This window comes from Baekduia soli (genome assembly GCF_007970665.1).
GTDB classification, from domain to species: domain Bacteria; phylum Actinomycetota; class Thermoleophilia; order Solirubrobacterales; family Solirubrobacteraceae; genus Baekduia; species Baekduia soli.
The window spans coordinates 4,790,945-4,805,002 of record NZ_CP042430.1 but is presented as its reverse complement, the minus strand read 5'-3'; the positions used below and the strand labels follow the sequence as shown (position 1 = coordinate 4,805,002).

At 73.6% G+C, this 14,058-nt stretch carries 17 protein-coding genes; 14 read left to right on the top strand and 3 right to left on the bottom strand.

From position 1 onward, the window contains the following. Positions 1-93: 93 nt before the first annotated feature. The 7 genes from FSW04_RS23305 (at position 94) to FSW04_RS23275 (ending at position 7,079) form a co-directional block, all read left to right on the top strand. A complete protein-coding gene (locus FSW04_RS23305; RefSeq protein ID WP_146922618.1) occupies positions 94-879 on the top strand; it encodes an enoyl-CoA hydratase/isomerase family protein in 786 nt (261 codons plus the stop codon). After that, entirely contained in the window at positions 876-1,667 is a 792-nt protein-coding gene (locus FSW04_RS23300; RefSeq protein ID WP_146922616.1) for an arginase family protein, read from the top strand. The genes FSW04_RS23305 and FSW04_RS23300 overlap by 4 nt, the downstream gene beginning before the upstream one ends. A 158-nt stretch (positions 1,668-1,825) precedes the next feature. Beyond that, complete coding sequence (locus FSW04_RS23295) at positions 1,826-3,397, top strand: acyl-CoA carboxylase subunit beta (RefSeq protein WP_146922614.1); 1,572 nt, start codon at positions 1,826-1,828, stop codon at positions 3,395-3,397. A gap of 54 nt (positions 3,398-3,451) precedes the next feature. Continuing rightward, the gene (locus tag FSW04_RS23290; RefSeq protein WP_146922612.1) at positions 3,452-4,126 is read left to right on the top strand and encodes a zinc metallopeptidase; all 675 of its coding nucleotides are present in this window, start codon (positions 3,452-3,454) and stop codon (positions 4,124-4,126) included. A 106-nt stretch (positions 4,127-4,232) separates the two neighbouring features. Next, the gene (locus FSW04_RS23285; protein ID WP_146922610.1) at positions 4,233-5,120 is read left to right on the top strand and encodes a BKACE family enzyme; all 888 of its coding nucleotides are present in this window, start codon (positions 4,233-4,235) and stop codon (positions 5,118-5,120) included. After that, the gene (locus FSW04_RS23280) at positions 5,117-6,358 is read left to right on the top strand and encodes a CaiB/BaiF CoA transferase family protein (RefSeq protein WP_146922608.1); all 1,242 of its coding nucleotides are present in this window, start codon (positions 5,117-5,119) and stop codon (positions 6,356-6,358) included. Before FSW04_RS23285 ends, FSW04_RS23280 begins: the two co-directional genes overlap by 4 nt. A 16-nt stretch (positions 6,359-6,374) precedes the next feature. After that, positions 6,375-7,079: a MerR family transcriptional regulator gene (locus tag FSW04_RS23275; RefSeq protein ID WP_146922606.1), complete on the top strand. Its 705-nt coding sequence runs from the start codon at positions 6,375-6,377 to the stop codon at positions 7,077-7,079. An 8-nt stretch (positions 7,080-7,087) separates the two neighbouring features. On the opposite strand, the gene pepT is transcribed toward FSW04_RS23275, so the two are convergent. After that, positions 7,088-8,392 (bottom strand): peptidase T, encoded by a 1,305-nt coding sequence (gene pepT, locus FSW04_RS23270; RefSeq protein WP_146922604.1) that lies wholly within the window; start codon positions 8,390-8,392, stop codon positions 7,088-7,090. A gap of 45 nt (positions 8,393-8,437) precedes the next feature. Continuing rightward, entirely contained in the window at positions 8,438-9,241 is an 804-nt protein-coding gene (locus FSW04_RS23265) for a DUF2804 family protein (RefSeq protein ID WP_146922602.1), read from the bottom strand. A gap of 64 nt (positions 9,242-9,305) precedes the next feature. Between FSW04_RS23265 and FSW04_RS23260 the strand changes: the two genes are divergently transcribed. Genes FSW04_RS23260 through FSW04_RS23240 form a run of 7 tightly spaced genes read left to right on the top strand, consistent with a single transcriptional unit; the run spans position 9,306 to position 13,125 of the window. Beyond that, positions 9,306-10,109 carry a carbon-nitrogen hydrolase family protein gene (locus FSW04_RS23260; protein ID WP_146922600.1) on the top strand — a complete coding sequence of 268 codons (804 nt, stop codon included), beginning with the start codon at positions 9,306-9,308 and terminating at the stop codon, positions 10,107-10,109. Further along, the gene (locus FSW04_RS23255; RefSeq protein ID WP_146922598.1) at positions 10,109-10,720 is read left to right on the top strand and encodes a TetR/AcrR family transcriptional regulator; all 612 of its coding nucleotides are present in this window, start codon (positions 10,109-10,111) and stop codon (positions 10,718-10,720) included. The genes FSW04_RS23260 and FSW04_RS23255 overlap by 1 nt, the downstream gene beginning before the upstream one ends. Positions 10,721-10,752: 32 nt before the next feature. Continuing rightward, positions 10,753-10,890 (top strand): hypothetical protein, encoded by a 138-nt coding sequence (locus tag FSW04_RS26565; protein WP_187369047.1) that lies wholly within the window; start codon positions 10,753-10,755, stop codon positions 10,888-10,890. Then, a complete protein-coding gene (locus tag FSW04_RS26560) occupies positions 10,887-11,261 on the top strand; it encodes a hypothetical protein (protein WP_187369046.1) in 375 nt (124 codons plus the stop codon). Before FSW04_RS26565 ends, FSW04_RS26560 begins: the two co-directional genes overlap by 4 nt. Next, positions 11,258-11,689 (top strand): phage holin family protein, encoded by a 432-nt coding sequence (locus tag FSW04_RS23250; protein WP_187369045.1) that lies wholly within the window; start codon positions 11,258-11,260, stop codon positions 11,687-11,689. The genes FSW04_RS26560 and FSW04_RS23250 overlap by 4 nt, the downstream gene beginning before the upstream one ends. Further along, positions 11,689-11,922 carry a DUF3618 domain-containing protein gene (locus FSW04_RS23245; protein ID WP_146922595.1) on the top strand — a complete coding sequence of 78 codons (234 nt, stop codon included), beginning with the start codon at positions 11,689-11,691 and terminating at the stop codon, positions 11,920-11,922. The genes FSW04_RS23250 and FSW04_RS23245 overlap by 1 nt, the downstream gene beginning before the upstream one ends. Before the next feature lie 51 nt (positions 11,923-11,973). Next, a complete protein-coding gene (locus tag FSW04_RS23240; RefSeq protein WP_146922593.1) occupies positions 11,974-13,125 on the top strand; it encodes an AI-2E family transporter in 1,152 nt (383 codons plus the stop codon). A gap of 9 nt (positions 13,126-13,134) precedes the next feature. Here FSW04_RS23240 and FSW04_RS23235 read toward each other — a convergent pair whose 3' ends face one another. Next, positions 13,135-14,004 (bottom strand): DegV family protein, encoded by an 870-nt coding sequence (locus FSW04_RS23235; RefSeq protein WP_146922591.1) that lies wholly within the window; start codon positions 14,002-14,004, stop codon positions 13,135-13,137. Positions 14,005-14,058: the final 54 nt, after the last annotated feature.

Sequence of the window (14,058 nt, the reverse complement as noted above, 5' to 3'; positions counted from 1 at the left end):
CGGCCGTCGCCGTCGAAGTAAACAGTGGCACGTCCTACTTTCCGCCGAGCCGCCCGGCCGCCGGGCCCCGGCGCGACGTGCTTTGCTTGCGCGATGTCCTACGAGACCGTGCGCTACGACGTCGCCGACGGGGGCGTCGCGACGATCGCCCTCGACCACCCCGAGACGCGCAACGCGCTGAGCGACCAGGTCATGCAGGACCTGCTCGACGCGTTCACCGCGGCCCGCGACGACGACGCGGTCCGCTGCGTGGTGCTCACCTCGACGCACGCGACGGTCTTCAGCAGCGGCGGCAACCTCGCGGGCTTCGCGGCTGACGTGCCGCTCGTGCACAAGCACGTCGCCACCGCACGGTTCCCCAGGCTCTTCCGGCTCATCGGCGAGCTGGGCAAGCCCGTCGTGGCGGCGGCCAACGGGCATGTGCTCGCCGGGGCGCTCGGGCTCGTGCTGGCCTGCGACCTCGTCATCGCGCGGGAGGGCGCGACGTTCGGGACGCCCGAGATCAACGTGGGGGTCTTCCCCTTCATGATCATGGCGCTCATCTACCGCAACGTCGGGCGCAAGAAGACCAACGAGCTGCTGCTGCTCGGCGAGCGCATCGACGCGGCCGAGGCCGAGCGGCTGGGGATCGTCAACAAGGTCGTGCCGGCCGACGAGTTCGACGCCGCGGTGGCCGACTGGGCCGGGCGCCTGGCGAGCAAGTCCCCCGTGTTGATGCGCCTGGGCAAGGACGCCATGTTCCGCCAGCAGGACCTCGGCTTCACCGCGGCGCTCGAGCTCCTGCAGCACAACCTGACGCTCGCGTTCTCCACGGAGGACATCCAGGAGGGCGTCGCCGCGTTCTTCGAGAAGCGCGAGCCGGTCTGGAAGGGCCGATGACGCTGACCGCGCGCCTGCAGGTGGTGGCCATGCTGTGCCGCACCGGCGAGCGCCACCCCGACGCGGCGCGGTCCACCGAGGCGCTGGCCCGCGAGCTGGCCGGGCGTCGTGCCGTGGAGCCGCGGCTCATCGGCAGCCCGTCGCCGATGCGCGAGCAGGCCTTCCAGGACGACCTGCGCCAGTCGCGCGGCTGCCTGCTGGAGGCCGGGGGCCAGGTCGACGATGCGCTGGCCGCCGGCGCCTACCCCGTGCTCGTGGCCGCCGACTGCTGCGTGAGCCTGACGACGCTGCCGGCCGTCGTGCGCCACCGGCCGCAGGCCACGATCCTGTGGCTCGACGCCCACGCCGACTTCAACACGCCCGACACGACGCTCTCGCGCTATCTGGGCGGGATGTGCCTGGCCGGGGCCTGCGGGCTGTGGGACGCGGGGTTCGACCTGCCCACCGTCGAGCCGTCCGCGGTGGTCATGTGCGGCGTGCGCGACTTCGACGGCGGCGAGCTGGTGCTCCTGGAGACCCACGGCGTGATGCGCATGACGCGGCCGGGCCTGCTGGCCGACGCGCTGGCGGGCCGCGACGTCTTCGTCCACCTGGACCTCGACGTGCTCGACCCGTCCGTGCTGCCCGCCGCGTTCCCGGCCTCCGGCGGCCTGAGCGACGCCGGGATGCGCACGCTGCTGGCCGAGGTCGCCGAGACGTGCGACCTCATCGGCTGCGAGATCACCGGGCTCGGCGCCCCCGAGCTCGCCGAGCTCGTGGCCAGCGCGGTCGACCCGCTCATCCCCTGACCCGTGCGCGCGCGCCGGACCCACGTCGCCGTGGCCGCGCACGACGGCGTCGACCTGCGCTTCCACGCGCGGGCGCCGGCCGCCTGCTGATCTCCACCGGCCGGGCCGGGCCCGCGCTTGACGCCCGGGGAAGTGGGAAGTAGGACTTCCCACTTCCCATGGACACCGACCCCCCGACCTCCCTCCTGCGCCCCCTCGTCGACGACCTCAACGCCCGCCGCGCGGTCGCGCTGGCCGGCGGGGGTCCCGAGCGCGTCCAGCGCCAGCACGCCGCCGGCAAGCTGACCGCCCGCGAGCGCATCGACCTGCTGGTGCAGCCCGGCACGTTCACCGAGCTGGGCCTGCACGCCGGCATCCACCACTCCGTGCGCGGCCTGGAGGGCAAGGAGGCGCCGGCCGACGGCGTCATCACCGGCTACGGCAAGGTCGACGGGCGCCTCGTCGCGGTCGCGGCCTACGACTTCACGGTCATGGCCGGGTCGATGGGCACCAGCGGCGAGGTCAAGGTCGCGCGCCTGCGCGACCTGGCGCTGACCAAGCGCATGCCCATGGTGTGGCTGCTCGACAGCGCCGGGGCGCGCATCCAGGAGGCCGTCGGCTCGCTGTTCGCCGGCTCGGGCCACCTCTTCCGCGAGGAGGTCGTGGCCTCGGGGGTCATCCCGCAGGTCGCAGCGCTCATGGGCCCCTGCGCGGCGGGCACGGCCTACATCCCGGGCCTGGCCGACTTCGTCCCGATGGTCAAGGGCCGCGGCTCGATGGCGCTCGCCGGCCCGCATCTCGTGCGCGCCGCAGTGGGCGAGGACGTCACCCAGGAGGAGCTCGGCGGCTCGCGCGTGCACTGCCGCCAGTCCGGCGTCGGCGACCTCGAGGTGGCCGACGACGAGGAGTGCATCGAGCGGATCCGCGCCTACCTGTCGTTCCTGCCGTCCCACAACCGCCAGGCGCCGCCGGTGCTGCCCTGCACGGACGCGGTCGACCGCGCCGACGAGGAGCTGCTCGACGTGCTCCCCGAGTCCAACCGCAAGCCCTATGACATGTACGACGTCATCGGGCGCATCGTCGACCACGGCGACTTCTTCGACATGAAGCCCCAGTGGGCCCGCACGATCATCACCGGCTTCGCGCGCTTCGGCGGGCGGCCGGCGGGCATCGTCGCCAACCAGCCGCGGCGGCTCGGCGGCATCCTCGACAACGACTCGGCCGACAAGGCCGCGCGCTTCGTCAACCTCTGCAATGCCTTCGGGATCCCGCTCGTGTTCCTGATGGACGTGCCCGGCTTCATGGTCGGGACCAAGGTCGAGGCGGGCGGCATCATCCGCCACGGCGCCAAGATGCTCCACGCGGTGGCCGGCGCCACCGTGCCGAAGATCACCGTCGTGATCCGCAAGGGCTACGGCGCGGGCTACTACGTGATGAACGGCCGCGCCTACGAGCCCGACCTCATCGTCGCGTGGCCCAGCGCGGAGATCAGCGTCATGGGGGCCGAGGGCGCGGTCGAGATCGTGTTCCGCCGCCAGGTCGAGGAGGCCGAGGACCCCGCCGCCGAGAAGGCCGAGCTCATCGACGCCTATCGGGCGATCATCGACCCCTACATCCCGGCCCGCAACGCGATGATCGACGACGTGATCGACCCGCGCCAGACGCGGCCGGTCATCTGCCGCGGGCTGGAGATGGCCGAGGGCAAGCAGGTCGACCGGCCGTGGAAGCGCAACGGCGTCGTCCCGGTCTGAGGCGGCGTCCAGGCCCTTAGGCGGCCCTAAGCCGATCGCCCTACCCTCGCGGACATGTCGATGACCCTGATCTGGCTGGCCTGCCTCATCGTCCCGCTCGGGCTGGGGCTCTGGGCGCAGCGACGCGTCAAGACCACGTTCGCCCGCTACAGCGAGGTGTCCGTGCGCTCCGGGATGACCGGTGCGCAGGCCGCCGCCGCCGTCGTGCGCGCCTCGGGCCTGCCCGACGTCGAGATCCGCTTCGTCGAGGGCACGCTGACCGACCACTACGACCCGCGCAGCCGCACGCTGAACCTCAGCGCCGACGTCGGTCGCGCGTCGACGGTGGCCGCGCTCGGCGTCGCCGCGCACGAGGCCGGCCACGCGATCCAGGACGCGCGCAGCTACCTGCAGATGCGCGTGCGCCAGACCATCGTCCCCGTCGCCTCCATCGGCTCCTCGGCCGCCGTGCCGGTCATCTTCCTCGGCCTGATCCTCGGCGTGACCGGCCTGACGACGATCGGCCTGGCCCTCTTCACGACCATCGTCGTCTTCCAGCTCGTGACGCTGCCCGTCGAGTTCGACGCGTCGCGCCGCGCGCTCGTCGCGCTCACCGACGGCCGCCTGCTGGAGGCCGACGAGCTCACGGGGGCCAAGAAGGTCCTGGGCGCCGCGGCCTGGACCTACGTCGCCGCGTTCGTGGCGTCCGTCGCCCAGCTGTTGTACTTCTTCCTGCAGTCGCGCCGGTAGGCGGGCGAAGGCCGGGCCAGGGGGCCAGGGGTGGCCGCCAGGTTGCCTCGGCGCCTGGGATGCGACAGAGTGGGAAGTGGCACGTCCCACTTCCCACGGAGCAAGCGTGAGCCTCGAGGATCCCGTCGTCATCACGTGCGCCATCTCCGGCGCGCTGGCCAACCGCGAGCAGTGTCCGGCGATCCCGTACACGCCGGAGGAGTACGCCGCCGAGGCCCGGCGGATCGTGGACGAGGGCGGGGTGCACATCCACATCCACGCCCGCACGTCCGCGGGTGTGCCGAGCTACGAGGCCGCGGACTTCACGGCGATCCACGACGCGATCCGGGCCGAGGTCGGCGACGCGGCGATCCTGAACTTCTCGACGGGCACGGTCGGCGTGTCGGTGGAGCGCCGGGTCGCCTACCTGCAGGCGTGCCCGCCCGAGGTCGCCGCGCTCAACATGGGGTCCATGAACTACGCCAAGTACTCGGCGCGGCGCAAGGACTTCGTCTTCGAGACCGTGTTCCCCAACCCGTTCGGCGAGATCATCGCGCTGCTGAAGGCCATGCGCGAGCTGGGGATCAAGCCCGAGCACGAGTGCTTCGACCTCGGCCACGTCGGCTCCCTGGTCCCGCTGCTGGACATGGGGCTGCTCGAGGCGCCGCTGCACGCCGACTTCGTCCTGGGCGTCACGGGCGGCGTCCCGGCCACGGCGCGCAACCTCGCCGCGATGGCCGACAACCTGCCGGAGGGCGTCGACGCCCACTGGGGCGTGATCGGCATCTCGCGGGTGCAGTGGACGCTGCTGGCGGCCGCCCTGTCGCTCGGCGGCTCGGTCCGTGTCGGCCTGGAGGACAACCTCTACCTGCCCGACGGCACGATGGCCCGCTCCAACGGCGAGCTCGTCGGCCGGGCCCGGCAGATGACGCTCGACGCGGGGCGCCGGCCCGCGACCGTGCAGGAGGCCCGGGCGCTGCTCGGGCTCCGCGAGCGCGCGGGGGCCGCGGCGTGAGCGCGCCGCTTCCGTTCGAGGGCCTGCGGGTCCTGGACCTCAGCCGGCTGCTGCCCGGCGGCTTCTGCTCGCTGCTGCTGGCCGACTTCGGCGCCGACGTCATCAAGGTCGAGGACACCGGGATGGGCGACTACGTCCGCTGGTCGCCGCCGGCGTTCGCGGGTGCCGAGCCCAGCGCGGGGGGCGCGCTGTTCCTGGCCCTCAACCGCGGCAAGCGCTCCGTGCGCATCGACCTGAAGTCCGACGCCGGCCGGCAGGCGCTGCTCGACCTCGCCCGTGACGCCGACGTCCTGCTGGAGTCCTTCCGCCCCGGCGTGCTGGATCGCCTCGGCGTGGGCTGGGAGGCGCTGCGCGCGGTCAACCCGCGCCTCGTCTACTGCGCCGTCACGGGCTACGGCCTCACCGGCCCCAACGTGCAGCGCTCGGGCCACGACCTCAACTACCTGGGCCTCAACGGCCTGCTGGCCATCAGCGGCGACGAGGACGGGCCGCCGACGCAGGCCGGCGGCCAGATCGCCGACATCGGCGGCGGGGCGCTCATGGCCGCGTTCGGCATCCTGGCCGCGCTGCGCGAGCGCGACCGCAGCGGGCAGGGCCAGCTCGTCGACGTCTCGATGTTCGACGGCGCCCTGTCGTGGCTGGCCATGGTCGCCGCCCGCGTGTTCGCCGCCGGCGAGCGCCCGCGCCGCGGCGACGAGATGCTCGGTGGGTCGCTCGTCTGCTACCGGCCCTACCGCTGCGCCGACGGCTGGGTCACGCTCGGCGCGCTGGAGCCGAAGTTCTGGGCGGCGTGGTGCGCGGGCGTCGGCCGCGAGGACCTGGTGCCCCGACAGTTCGACCGGCCGGGCGGCGAGACCCACGCCGAGATCCAGGCGATCTTCGCGCAGCGCACCCGCGACGAGTGGGCGGCGTTCGCCTCAGAGCACGACTGCTGCCTGGAGCCCATGCTCGAGGTCGAGGAGGCGCTGGCCTCCGAGCTCGTGCGCGCCCGCGAGATGGTCATCGAGTTCGAGCAGCCCGGCGCCGGCACGGTCCAGGGGCTGGGCATGCCGGTCAAGCTGTCGCGCACGCCGGGGCGGGTGCGCAGCGGCGGGCCCGGCCTGGGCGAGCACACCGAGCAGGTCCTGCGCGAGGCCGGCTACGACGACGGGCGGGTCGCCGAGCTCCTGGCGTCGGGCGCGGTGGCCGGGCCGCCCGAGGCCGACGCCGACGCGCCCGGGAGCTTCCTGTCGCGGTGAGCGCGGGGATGTGGCGATGAGCGCCGACGGGCTGCTGAAGATGAGCGAGCTGGCCCAGCGCAGCGGCGTGTCGGCGGGCACGATCAAGCACTACCTGCGCGAGGGGCTGCTCGGCGACGACGCCGACGTGGTGCGCACCTCGCGCAACATGGCCTACTACCCGCCGCACTACGTGGAGCGGATCACGCTCATCAAGCGGCTGCAGGAGGACCGCTTCATGCCCCTCAAGGTCATCAAGGGGGTGCTGGAGGCCGACCCCGACCGCGCGCTGGCGCTCGTCGATCTGGAGGACCGCATCATCGAGCGGGCGCTGGCGCGGCGCGAGACCGTCCGCGTCGGCGCGGAGGAGATCCGCCGTCGCTACGACCTGCCCGACAACGTGCTCGAGCGCCTGGCCGAGATCGGGGTGCTGACGCCCGACGAGCAGGGCTACGACGCCGACGACGTGGCGATCATCGAGGCCATGGTCCGGTTCCGCGCCGGCGGCTACGACGAGGCGCTGGGGTTCACGGTCTACGACACGCTGCGCTACCGCGAGGCGCTGCAGCCGCTGGTCGAGGAGGAGATCCGCACGCTGCTGGCGCGCTTCGCGGGCGAGGTCGAGCCCGAGCGCGCCGCCGACATCATCGCCTCGGGCACCGAGCCGCTGCGCGAGCTGCTCGGCGCCATGCACTCCAAGCTGCTGCTCGCCGAGCTGCGCCGCCAGGCCGGCGGGCGCTGAGCCGTCGCTCAGGCGGCGCGCGCGGCCGAGGTCGCCGCGGCCGCCAGGTCGGGCTCGGTCCAGGCCTGGGCCAGCCGCACGATCGTCGCGGCCGCGGCGGCCATGTCGTGCAGCGAGGCCCACTCGCGCACGGAGTGGAACTCGTGGCCGCCGGTGAACACGTTGGGCGTGGGCAGGCCCATCGCGCTCAGGCGCGAGCCGTCGGTGCCGCCGCGGATCACGGTCGTCCGCGGCTCCAGGCCCTCGGCGCGGATCGCCCGGCGCACGGCCTCGGTGACCTCGGGGAACGGCGCCAGATGGCTGCGCATGTTGGGGTACTGCGCCTGCACGTCGACCTCGAGGCGGGCGCGCGGCTCGCTGGCGACGACCTCCTCGGCGGTGCGCCGCAGCAGCGCGACGTGCTCGGCGAGCAGGTCGTCGTCGAAGTCACGCACGATCGCGGCGACCGTCGTGCGCTGCGCGTCGCCGCTGATGGAGTAGACGTGGATGAACCCGTCGCGGCCGTCCGTGGTCTCCGGCGTGAGGCGGTCGGCCGGCAGCGCGGCGACGACGCGGGCGGCCAGCCGCGCGGCGTTGACGAGCTTGCCCTTGGCGAAGCCGGGATGGATGTCGACGCCGTCGATCGTCAGCCGCACCTGCGCGGCGGTGAACGTCTCCTCCTGGAGCTCGCCGACCTCGCTGCCGTCCAGCGTGTAGGCGCAGAACGCGCCGAAGCGCGCGACGTCGAAGAGCGTCGCGCCCTCGCCGATCTCCTCGTCGGGCGTGAAGCAGATCCGCAGCGTCGGGCGGGGCAGCTCGGGGTGGGCGGCCAGATGGGCGACGGCCGTCATGATCTCGGCCACGCCGGCCTTGTCGTCGGCGCCCAGCAGCGTGTCGCCGCTGGAGGTCACGAGGTCGTGGCCGGCCTTGCGCGCCAGCGCGGGCATGTCGGCCGGGTCCAGGACGGTCCCGCCGCGCGGCAGCGCGATCGGCGCGCCGTCGTAGTCGCGGTGGACGAGCGGCTCGACGCCGGCGCCGGGCGCGTCGGGGCTGGTGTCGACGTGGGCGACGAGGCCGATGACCGGCGCGGGGCCGTCGATCGTGGCGGGCAGCGTCGCGGTGACGTAGCCGTGGTCGTCGAGCGCGGCGTCGTCCAGGCCTGCCGCCAGCAGCTCGTCGACGAGCAGGCGGCCGACCTCGAGCTGGCCGGGCGTGCTCGGGCTCTGCGTGCGCTCCCGGGCGGCGGTGGAGTCGATGCGGACGTAGCGGGTGAAGCGCTCGAGCAGCCCCGGCGCGAGCGCCTCGGCCAGCGGCGAGGTGTAGGCGGACGGCATGCGCCCGAGCGTACGACCTCACCGGCAGCGCCCGCGGCGCGGCGCTCACCACCGGACGTCGTGGCGCTCCATGACGCCCCAGCCGCGGGCCACGACGACGTCGGCCGCCAGCGATCCCGAGAACGTCCCGAACGGCTGGGCGTAGTCCGAGGTGACCAGCCCGAGGTGCTCGGACCGCTCGCGGCGGGCCTCCTCGCCGAAGCGCAGCAGGGCGCCGCCGGCGCCGCGCACCTCCGAGAGGTCGGCGGCGAACGCCGTGGGGGGCAGCTCCCGTGCGGCGCCGTCGACCCAGACGGTGCGCTCGCTGGCCGTCGGCGCGTCGTGCACGCCGTCCACGAGGTTCCACGCCAGCGCCGCGCCGCCCGGGGTCTCGCCGACGCCCGCGCACCAGCGCCACGAGGTGGCCCGCGCGTGGTAGCCCGCGGAGTCGTCGAGCAGCCCGCGCAGTGCGACGGGCCGCCCGTCGACCGTGCCCTCGGCGTGCAGCGGCTGCTTGCGCGTCCAGATGTAGGAGCGGCCGTGGCGCGACGTCACCTCGACGGCCTCCCCGTCGGCGCTCCAGCGCAGGTCGACCGTCCCCGCGCGCAGGACGCCGTCGGCGAGGTCGACGCGCCCGGGCCGGAAGGTCGTGGCGCCGGCGAGGCGGCTGCGGTCCCACGTGGCCCAGAACGCCTGCGCGAGCGGCCCGATGCGCACCCGCGCGGCGCAGAGCATGACGTCCTCCCCGTAGAGGCCGACGTAGCGCCAGCGCTTGAGCGGCCGGCCGTCGCGCCACGCCGCCATGCGGGCCGGCGGCACCACCAGACCGGGTGGTTGGCCGCGAACGGGCAGGCGGGCGAGATCGGACACGGGGGTATGCTCTCAGCGAAGGCCGATTGACCGGTCAATCGCCTGTCCCCCCGGGAGCTCCGCCGTGCGCGCCGCCGCCGTCCAACTCACCGCGACCACCGACAGGGCCGCGAACCTCGCCACCGCCGACCGCCTCGTGCGCGCCGCCGCCCATGATGGCGCTTCGCTCGTCGTCCTGCCGGAGAAGTGGTCCTCCTACGGCCCGCCGGCCGAGCTGCGCGACGGCGCAGAGGACCTCGACGGGCCCGCGCTGACCTGGGCGCGGGGGATCGCCGCCGAGCTGGGGATCGACCTGGTCGCGGGCTCGATCCCCGAGCGCGGGGACGCGCGCGGCTCGAACACGTCGGTCCACATCGGCCCCGACGGCCGCGACCGCGCGACCTACCGCAAGCTGCACATGTTCGACGTGCAGGTCGGCGGGCGCGACTACCGCGAGTCCGACGGCGAGGCGCCGGGCGACGAGATCGTCCTCAGCGCCACCGCGTCGGGCGTCGGCCTGGGGATGACCATCTGCTACGACCTGCGCTTCCCCGACCTGTTCCGCCGCCTGGCGGTCGACGGCGCGCGGATCATCGCCCTGCCCGCGGCGTTCACCGAGGCCACGACACGCGACCACTGGGAGGTGCTCGTGCGAGCGCGGGCGATCGAGAACCAGTGCTTCGTCGTCGCCGCCAACCAGGTCGGCCGCCACGCGCCCGGCCTGCGCACGGGCGGGCGCTCGATGATCGTCGACCCGTGGGGCATCGTGCTCGCCCAGGCCCCCGACGCCGAGACCCACATCGTCGCCGACCTCGACCTCGACCGGCTGCAGCGGATCCGCACCGACCTGCCGTCGCTGGCCAACCGCCGCCCGGAGGTCTACGGCTGATGGCCGGGACCGCGCGCAGCGCCGCCAACGCGGCCGAGAAGCGCCGCCTGATCCTCGACGCGGCCGTCCGCGTCTTCGCCTCCCAGGGCTTCCACGCCTGCCGCGTCAGCGACATCGCCGACGAGGCCGGCGTCGCCTACGGGTTGGTGTACCACTACTTCCGATCCAAGGACCAGGTCCTGGACACGCTGTTCCTCGAGCGCTGGGATGTGATGCTCGAGGCCATCCGCGAGGTCGACGCGCGCGACCTCGCCGCGCGCCGCAAGCTCGAGGCCATCGCGGCGTTCATCGTGGACTCCTACCGGCACGACCCCGACCTGATGAAGGTCATCATCGTCGAGGTCACGCGGGCGGCGAACTCCTTCGGCCAGACCCACATCGAGAAGATCAACGAGGCCTACAACCTGATCGCCGCGGTGGTCGCCAAGGCCCAGGACGCCGGCGAGTTCCGCTCCGACATCTCGCCGCAGTTCGCGGCCATGGCGTTCTACGGCGCGATCGAGCAGGTGCTGACGGGCTGGATCTTCGCGACGCTGCCGCAGGCCGCCGGCGACTACGACGAGGCCAAGCGCCTCATCGTCGAGACGATCTGCTCCGGCCTCGACCGATAGCTCCGCGCCCGTCCGGGTAGAGTCCCGGTCCGATGCAGCAGAACGACATCGTCAGGCGCCTCGCGTACTCCGGGCTGCTCGCCGCCTTCGGCGCGGTGGCCAGCATCGTGGCCTCGCGGCTCGCTGCCATCGCCTACCGACGCGTCTTCGACGAGGATCCGCCCGAGTGACCGAGCACGATCCCCACGCCCCGACCACGGCGGGCCCCGAGCCCGAGCCGGCCCCGGTCACGGTCACGGAGGTGACCCCGCCGGTCGCCGACGTGCCCGCGCCCACGGCGGCACAGGCCCATCCGGCCGCCGAGCCCGAGCCCGATGTCGCCCAGGCGACGTCCGCCGCCGGACCTGCGCCGGAGCCGACGCCCGTCGTCGGCGCCGCCGACGCGACGTGGGGCCGGCCCGCCGGCAGCGCGCTGCTGGACGGCCCTCCGGCCGCGGCGCCCGTCGATCCGCACCCCGAGAAGCTCGTCGGCGCCGCCTTCGGCGGCGGCCTCGTGCTCGCGCTGCTCCTCAAGGGCATGGCGAAGCGGAGGCACGCGTGAGCGACCAGCAGACCCCGGGGCTCGCCAAGGCGATCTCCGACGTCAGCGAGCGCGCGAGCCTGCTCGTCCGCGAGGAGATCGAGCTCGCCAAGGCCGAGGTCAGCCAGAAGGTCTCCAAGCTCGGCAAGGGCGCCGTCGTCGCCGCGGCCGCCGGCGTCTTCGTCCTCGGTGCGCTCGTGCTCATCCTCTTCGGGCTGTCCTACCTGGCCTACTGGGCGATCCCGTTCCCCGGCGACACCGCCAACAACCAGGTGTTCTGGGGCTTCTTCACCGTCGCCGCGATCCTGCTCCTGCTGGCCGGCCTGGCCGGCCTGGTGGCCTTCCGCGCGTTCAAGGCGGGCTCGCCGCCCGCGCCGAAGATGGCGATCGCCGAGGCCAAGCTCATCCGCGAGACGGTGTCCGCCGAGCACCCGGAGACCACCGTCTGATGCCTCAACGCTCGCCCGAAGAGATCCGGAAGTCGATCGAGGCCAACCGCGCGGAGCTCGCGGTCTCGCTGCAGCAGCTGCGCGGCGAGGTCGCCGAGGTCACCGACTGGCGCAAGCAGATCCGCGAGCACCAGCAGCAGGTGCTCATCGGGGCCGCCGTCGCCGGCTTCGTCCTCGGCGGCGGCATCGCCGCGGTGGGCGGCCTGCTGCGCCGCAAGAAGCGCCGCTGGTAGCCGTCCCGGCCCGCCGGGAGGCGTCCGGGCCGGTTCATACGGTGGGGGCGGATGCCCTCGCGCCCGGCCGAGATGCCGATCAGGTCCATCGCACGCGTCGTGATGATCGTCGTCGTGGCGGTGTTGATCCTGTACCTGATCTACCTGCTGCGCAAGCCGATCGGCTGGGTGCTCACGGCGACGTTCATCGCCATCGCGCTGTCGGGGCCCGTCAACCGCCTTGGGCGCCACATGCGCCGCGGCTTCGCGATCACGGTCGTCTACCTCGGGCTGATCCTCGTGCCCGCCGGGCTGACGGCGATCGTCGTGCCGCCGCTGGTCACCCAGGGCACCGACCTGGCCCAGAACCTCCCGCAGTACGCCAACGACATCCGGGACTTCGTCAACAAGAACGAGCGGCTGCGCAAGCTCGACGACAAGTACGACATCACCGGGTCCATCAACAAGCAGGCCGACAAGCTGCCGGCCCGCATCGGAGACGCCGCCAAGGTGCTGGGCGACATCGGGCTCGGGCTGGTCAACTCGGTCTTCGCGCTGGTCAACATCCTCATCCTGAGCATCTTCATCGTGGCCGGCGGGCGCCGGTGGACCGACGCGGCGCTCGGGCTGAGACCCGAGCTCGAGCGGCGGCGGCTGCGCCGGGTGCTCGACGACACGGCCGCCGCCGTCGGCGGCTACGTCCGCGGGGCGCTGACCATCGCGCTCATCGCGGGCGTGCAGGCCTTCATCGTCATGGAGATCCTCGGCGTCCCGTTCGCCGCGCCGCTGGCCGTGCTGGCCGGCCTGCTGTCGCTCATCCCGCTCGTCGGGGCCACGGTGGCCGCGGTGATCATCGGCCTCGTCACGTTGTTCAACGACTTCCCGACCGACACCATCATCTGGGCGGTCTGGGCGATCGTCTACCAGCAGATCGAGAACAACGTCATCCAGCCCCAGGTGCAGCGGCGCACGGTCCAGGTCCAGCCGTTCATCGTGCTCGTCGCCGTGCTGTTCGGCAGCACGCTCATCGGCATCCTCGGCGCGATCGTGGCGATCCCGCTCGCCGCCTCGCTGCAGATCGTCGTCCGCGAGTGGTGGGACTGGCGCCAGGAGGTCCGCCTCGCGCAGATCCGCGACCCCGAGGGGCCCCAGCCGCCGGGACCGCCCGGCTCCGCGCCGCCCGACGACGAGGGCGGCACCGGCATCATCCTGCCCGCGACCTGAGCCGGCGGCTCAGAGCCCCGGGGGCAGCAGGCCGCGCGGGATGCCGCCGGCGCCGAGCAGTCCCGGGCCGACGTGGGTGCCGATGACGGGCCCGATCTCCGAGACGAAGACGGGCTCGGAGCCGAAGATCTCGCGCCCGCGCTCCACGAGGCGCTCGGCCTGCTCGGCGGCCTGGATGTGCTGGACGACCCAGCCGTCGGCGCCGTCGTCGTGGCGGGCCTTGAGGTAGTCGACCATCCGCTCGAACGCCCGGCCCGCGGTGCGCACGCGCTCGACGGGCGTGATCTCGTGATCGATGGTCAGGATCGGCTTGATCTTCAGGGCGCCGCCGAGCCACGCCTGCGCGGTGCCGATGCGCCCGCCGCGGCGCAGGTACTCCAGCGTGTCGACGGCGAACCAGATGCGCATGGCGTCGGCGGCCTCGCCGACGCGGGCGGCCACGGCGTCGACGTCGCCGCCCTCGCGGGCGGCGGCGCTGCCGGCCAGGGCGCAGAGGGCGATCCCGCCGCAGGCGGTGCGGCTGTCGACGACGACGACCCGCCGTCCGGGGTGGCGGGCCTCGAGCTCGACGCCGGCCTGGCGCGCGCTCTCCGGCGTCCCCGAGATGCCGCCGGCGATGTGCACGGAGACGATGTCGAGTCCCTGGGCGGCCAGCGGCTCGTAGCAGGCCAGGAAGTCGCCGATGGAGGGCTGCGAGGTCGTCGGCAGCGGGTCCAGCGTCCGCAGCTGCTCGTAGAAGGCGCCGAAGTCGTCGAGCTCGGACTCGCGCTGCTGGCGGTCGCCGACGTTGACGTAGAGCGACACCTCGTGGATGTCGTGGGCGCGCAGCAGCGCGCGCGGGGCATAGTGCGTGGTGTCGGTGACCACGGCGACGGGCATGGCGCCAGCGTAGTCGCATCCCGGTCCTGCACGCGCGGGGCCGCCGCCTGGGAG

Excerpts from the sequence above, each read along its gene's own strand:
- FSW04_RS23305 (WP_146922618.1), top strand. The coding sequence starts at position 94 with ATGTCCTACGAGACCGTGCGCTACGACGTCGCCGACGGGGGCGTCGCG.
- FSW04_RS23300 (WP_146922616.1), top strand. The coding sequence starts at position 876 with ATGACGCTGACCGCGCGCCTGCAGGTGGTGGCCATGCTGTGCCGCACC.
- FSW04_RS23295 (WP_146922614.1), top strand. The coding sequence starts at position 1,826 with ATGGACACCGACCCCCCGACCTCCCTCCTGCGCCCCCTCGTCGACGAC.
- FSW04_RS23290 (WP_146922612.1), top strand. The coding sequence starts at position 3,452 with ATGTCGATGACCCTGATCTGGCTGGCCTGCCTCATCGTCCCGCTCGGG.
- FSW04_RS23275 (WP_146922606.1), top strand. The coding sequence starts at position 6,375 with ATGAGCGCCGACGGGCTGCTGAAGATGAGCGAGCTGGCCCAGCGCAGC.
- pepT (WP_146922604.1), bottom strand. The coding sequence starts at position 8,392 with ATGCCGTCCGCCTACACCTCGCCGCTGGCCGAGGCGCTCGCGCCGGGG.
- FSW04_RS23255 (WP_146922598.1), top strand. The coding sequence starts at position 10,109 with ATGGCCGGGACCGCGCGCAGCGCCGCCAACGCGGCCGAGAAGCGCCGC.
- FSW04_RS26565 (WP_187369047.1), top strand. The coding sequence starts at position 10,753 with ATGCAGCAGAACGACATCGTCAGGCGCCTCGCGTACTCCGGGCTGCTC.
- FSW04_RS23245 (WP_146922595.1), top strand. The coding sequence starts at position 11,689 with ATGCCTCAACGCTCGCCCGAAGAGATCCGGAAGTCGATCGAGGCCAAC.
- FSW04_RS23240 (WP_146922593.1), top strand. The coding sequence starts at position 11,974 with ATGCCCTCGCGCCCGGCCGAGATGCCGATCAGGTCCATCGCACGCGTC.
- FSW04_RS23235 (WP_146922591.1), bottom strand. The coding sequence starts at position 14,004 with ATGCCCGTCGCCGTGGTCACCGACACCACGCACTATGCCCCGCGCGCG.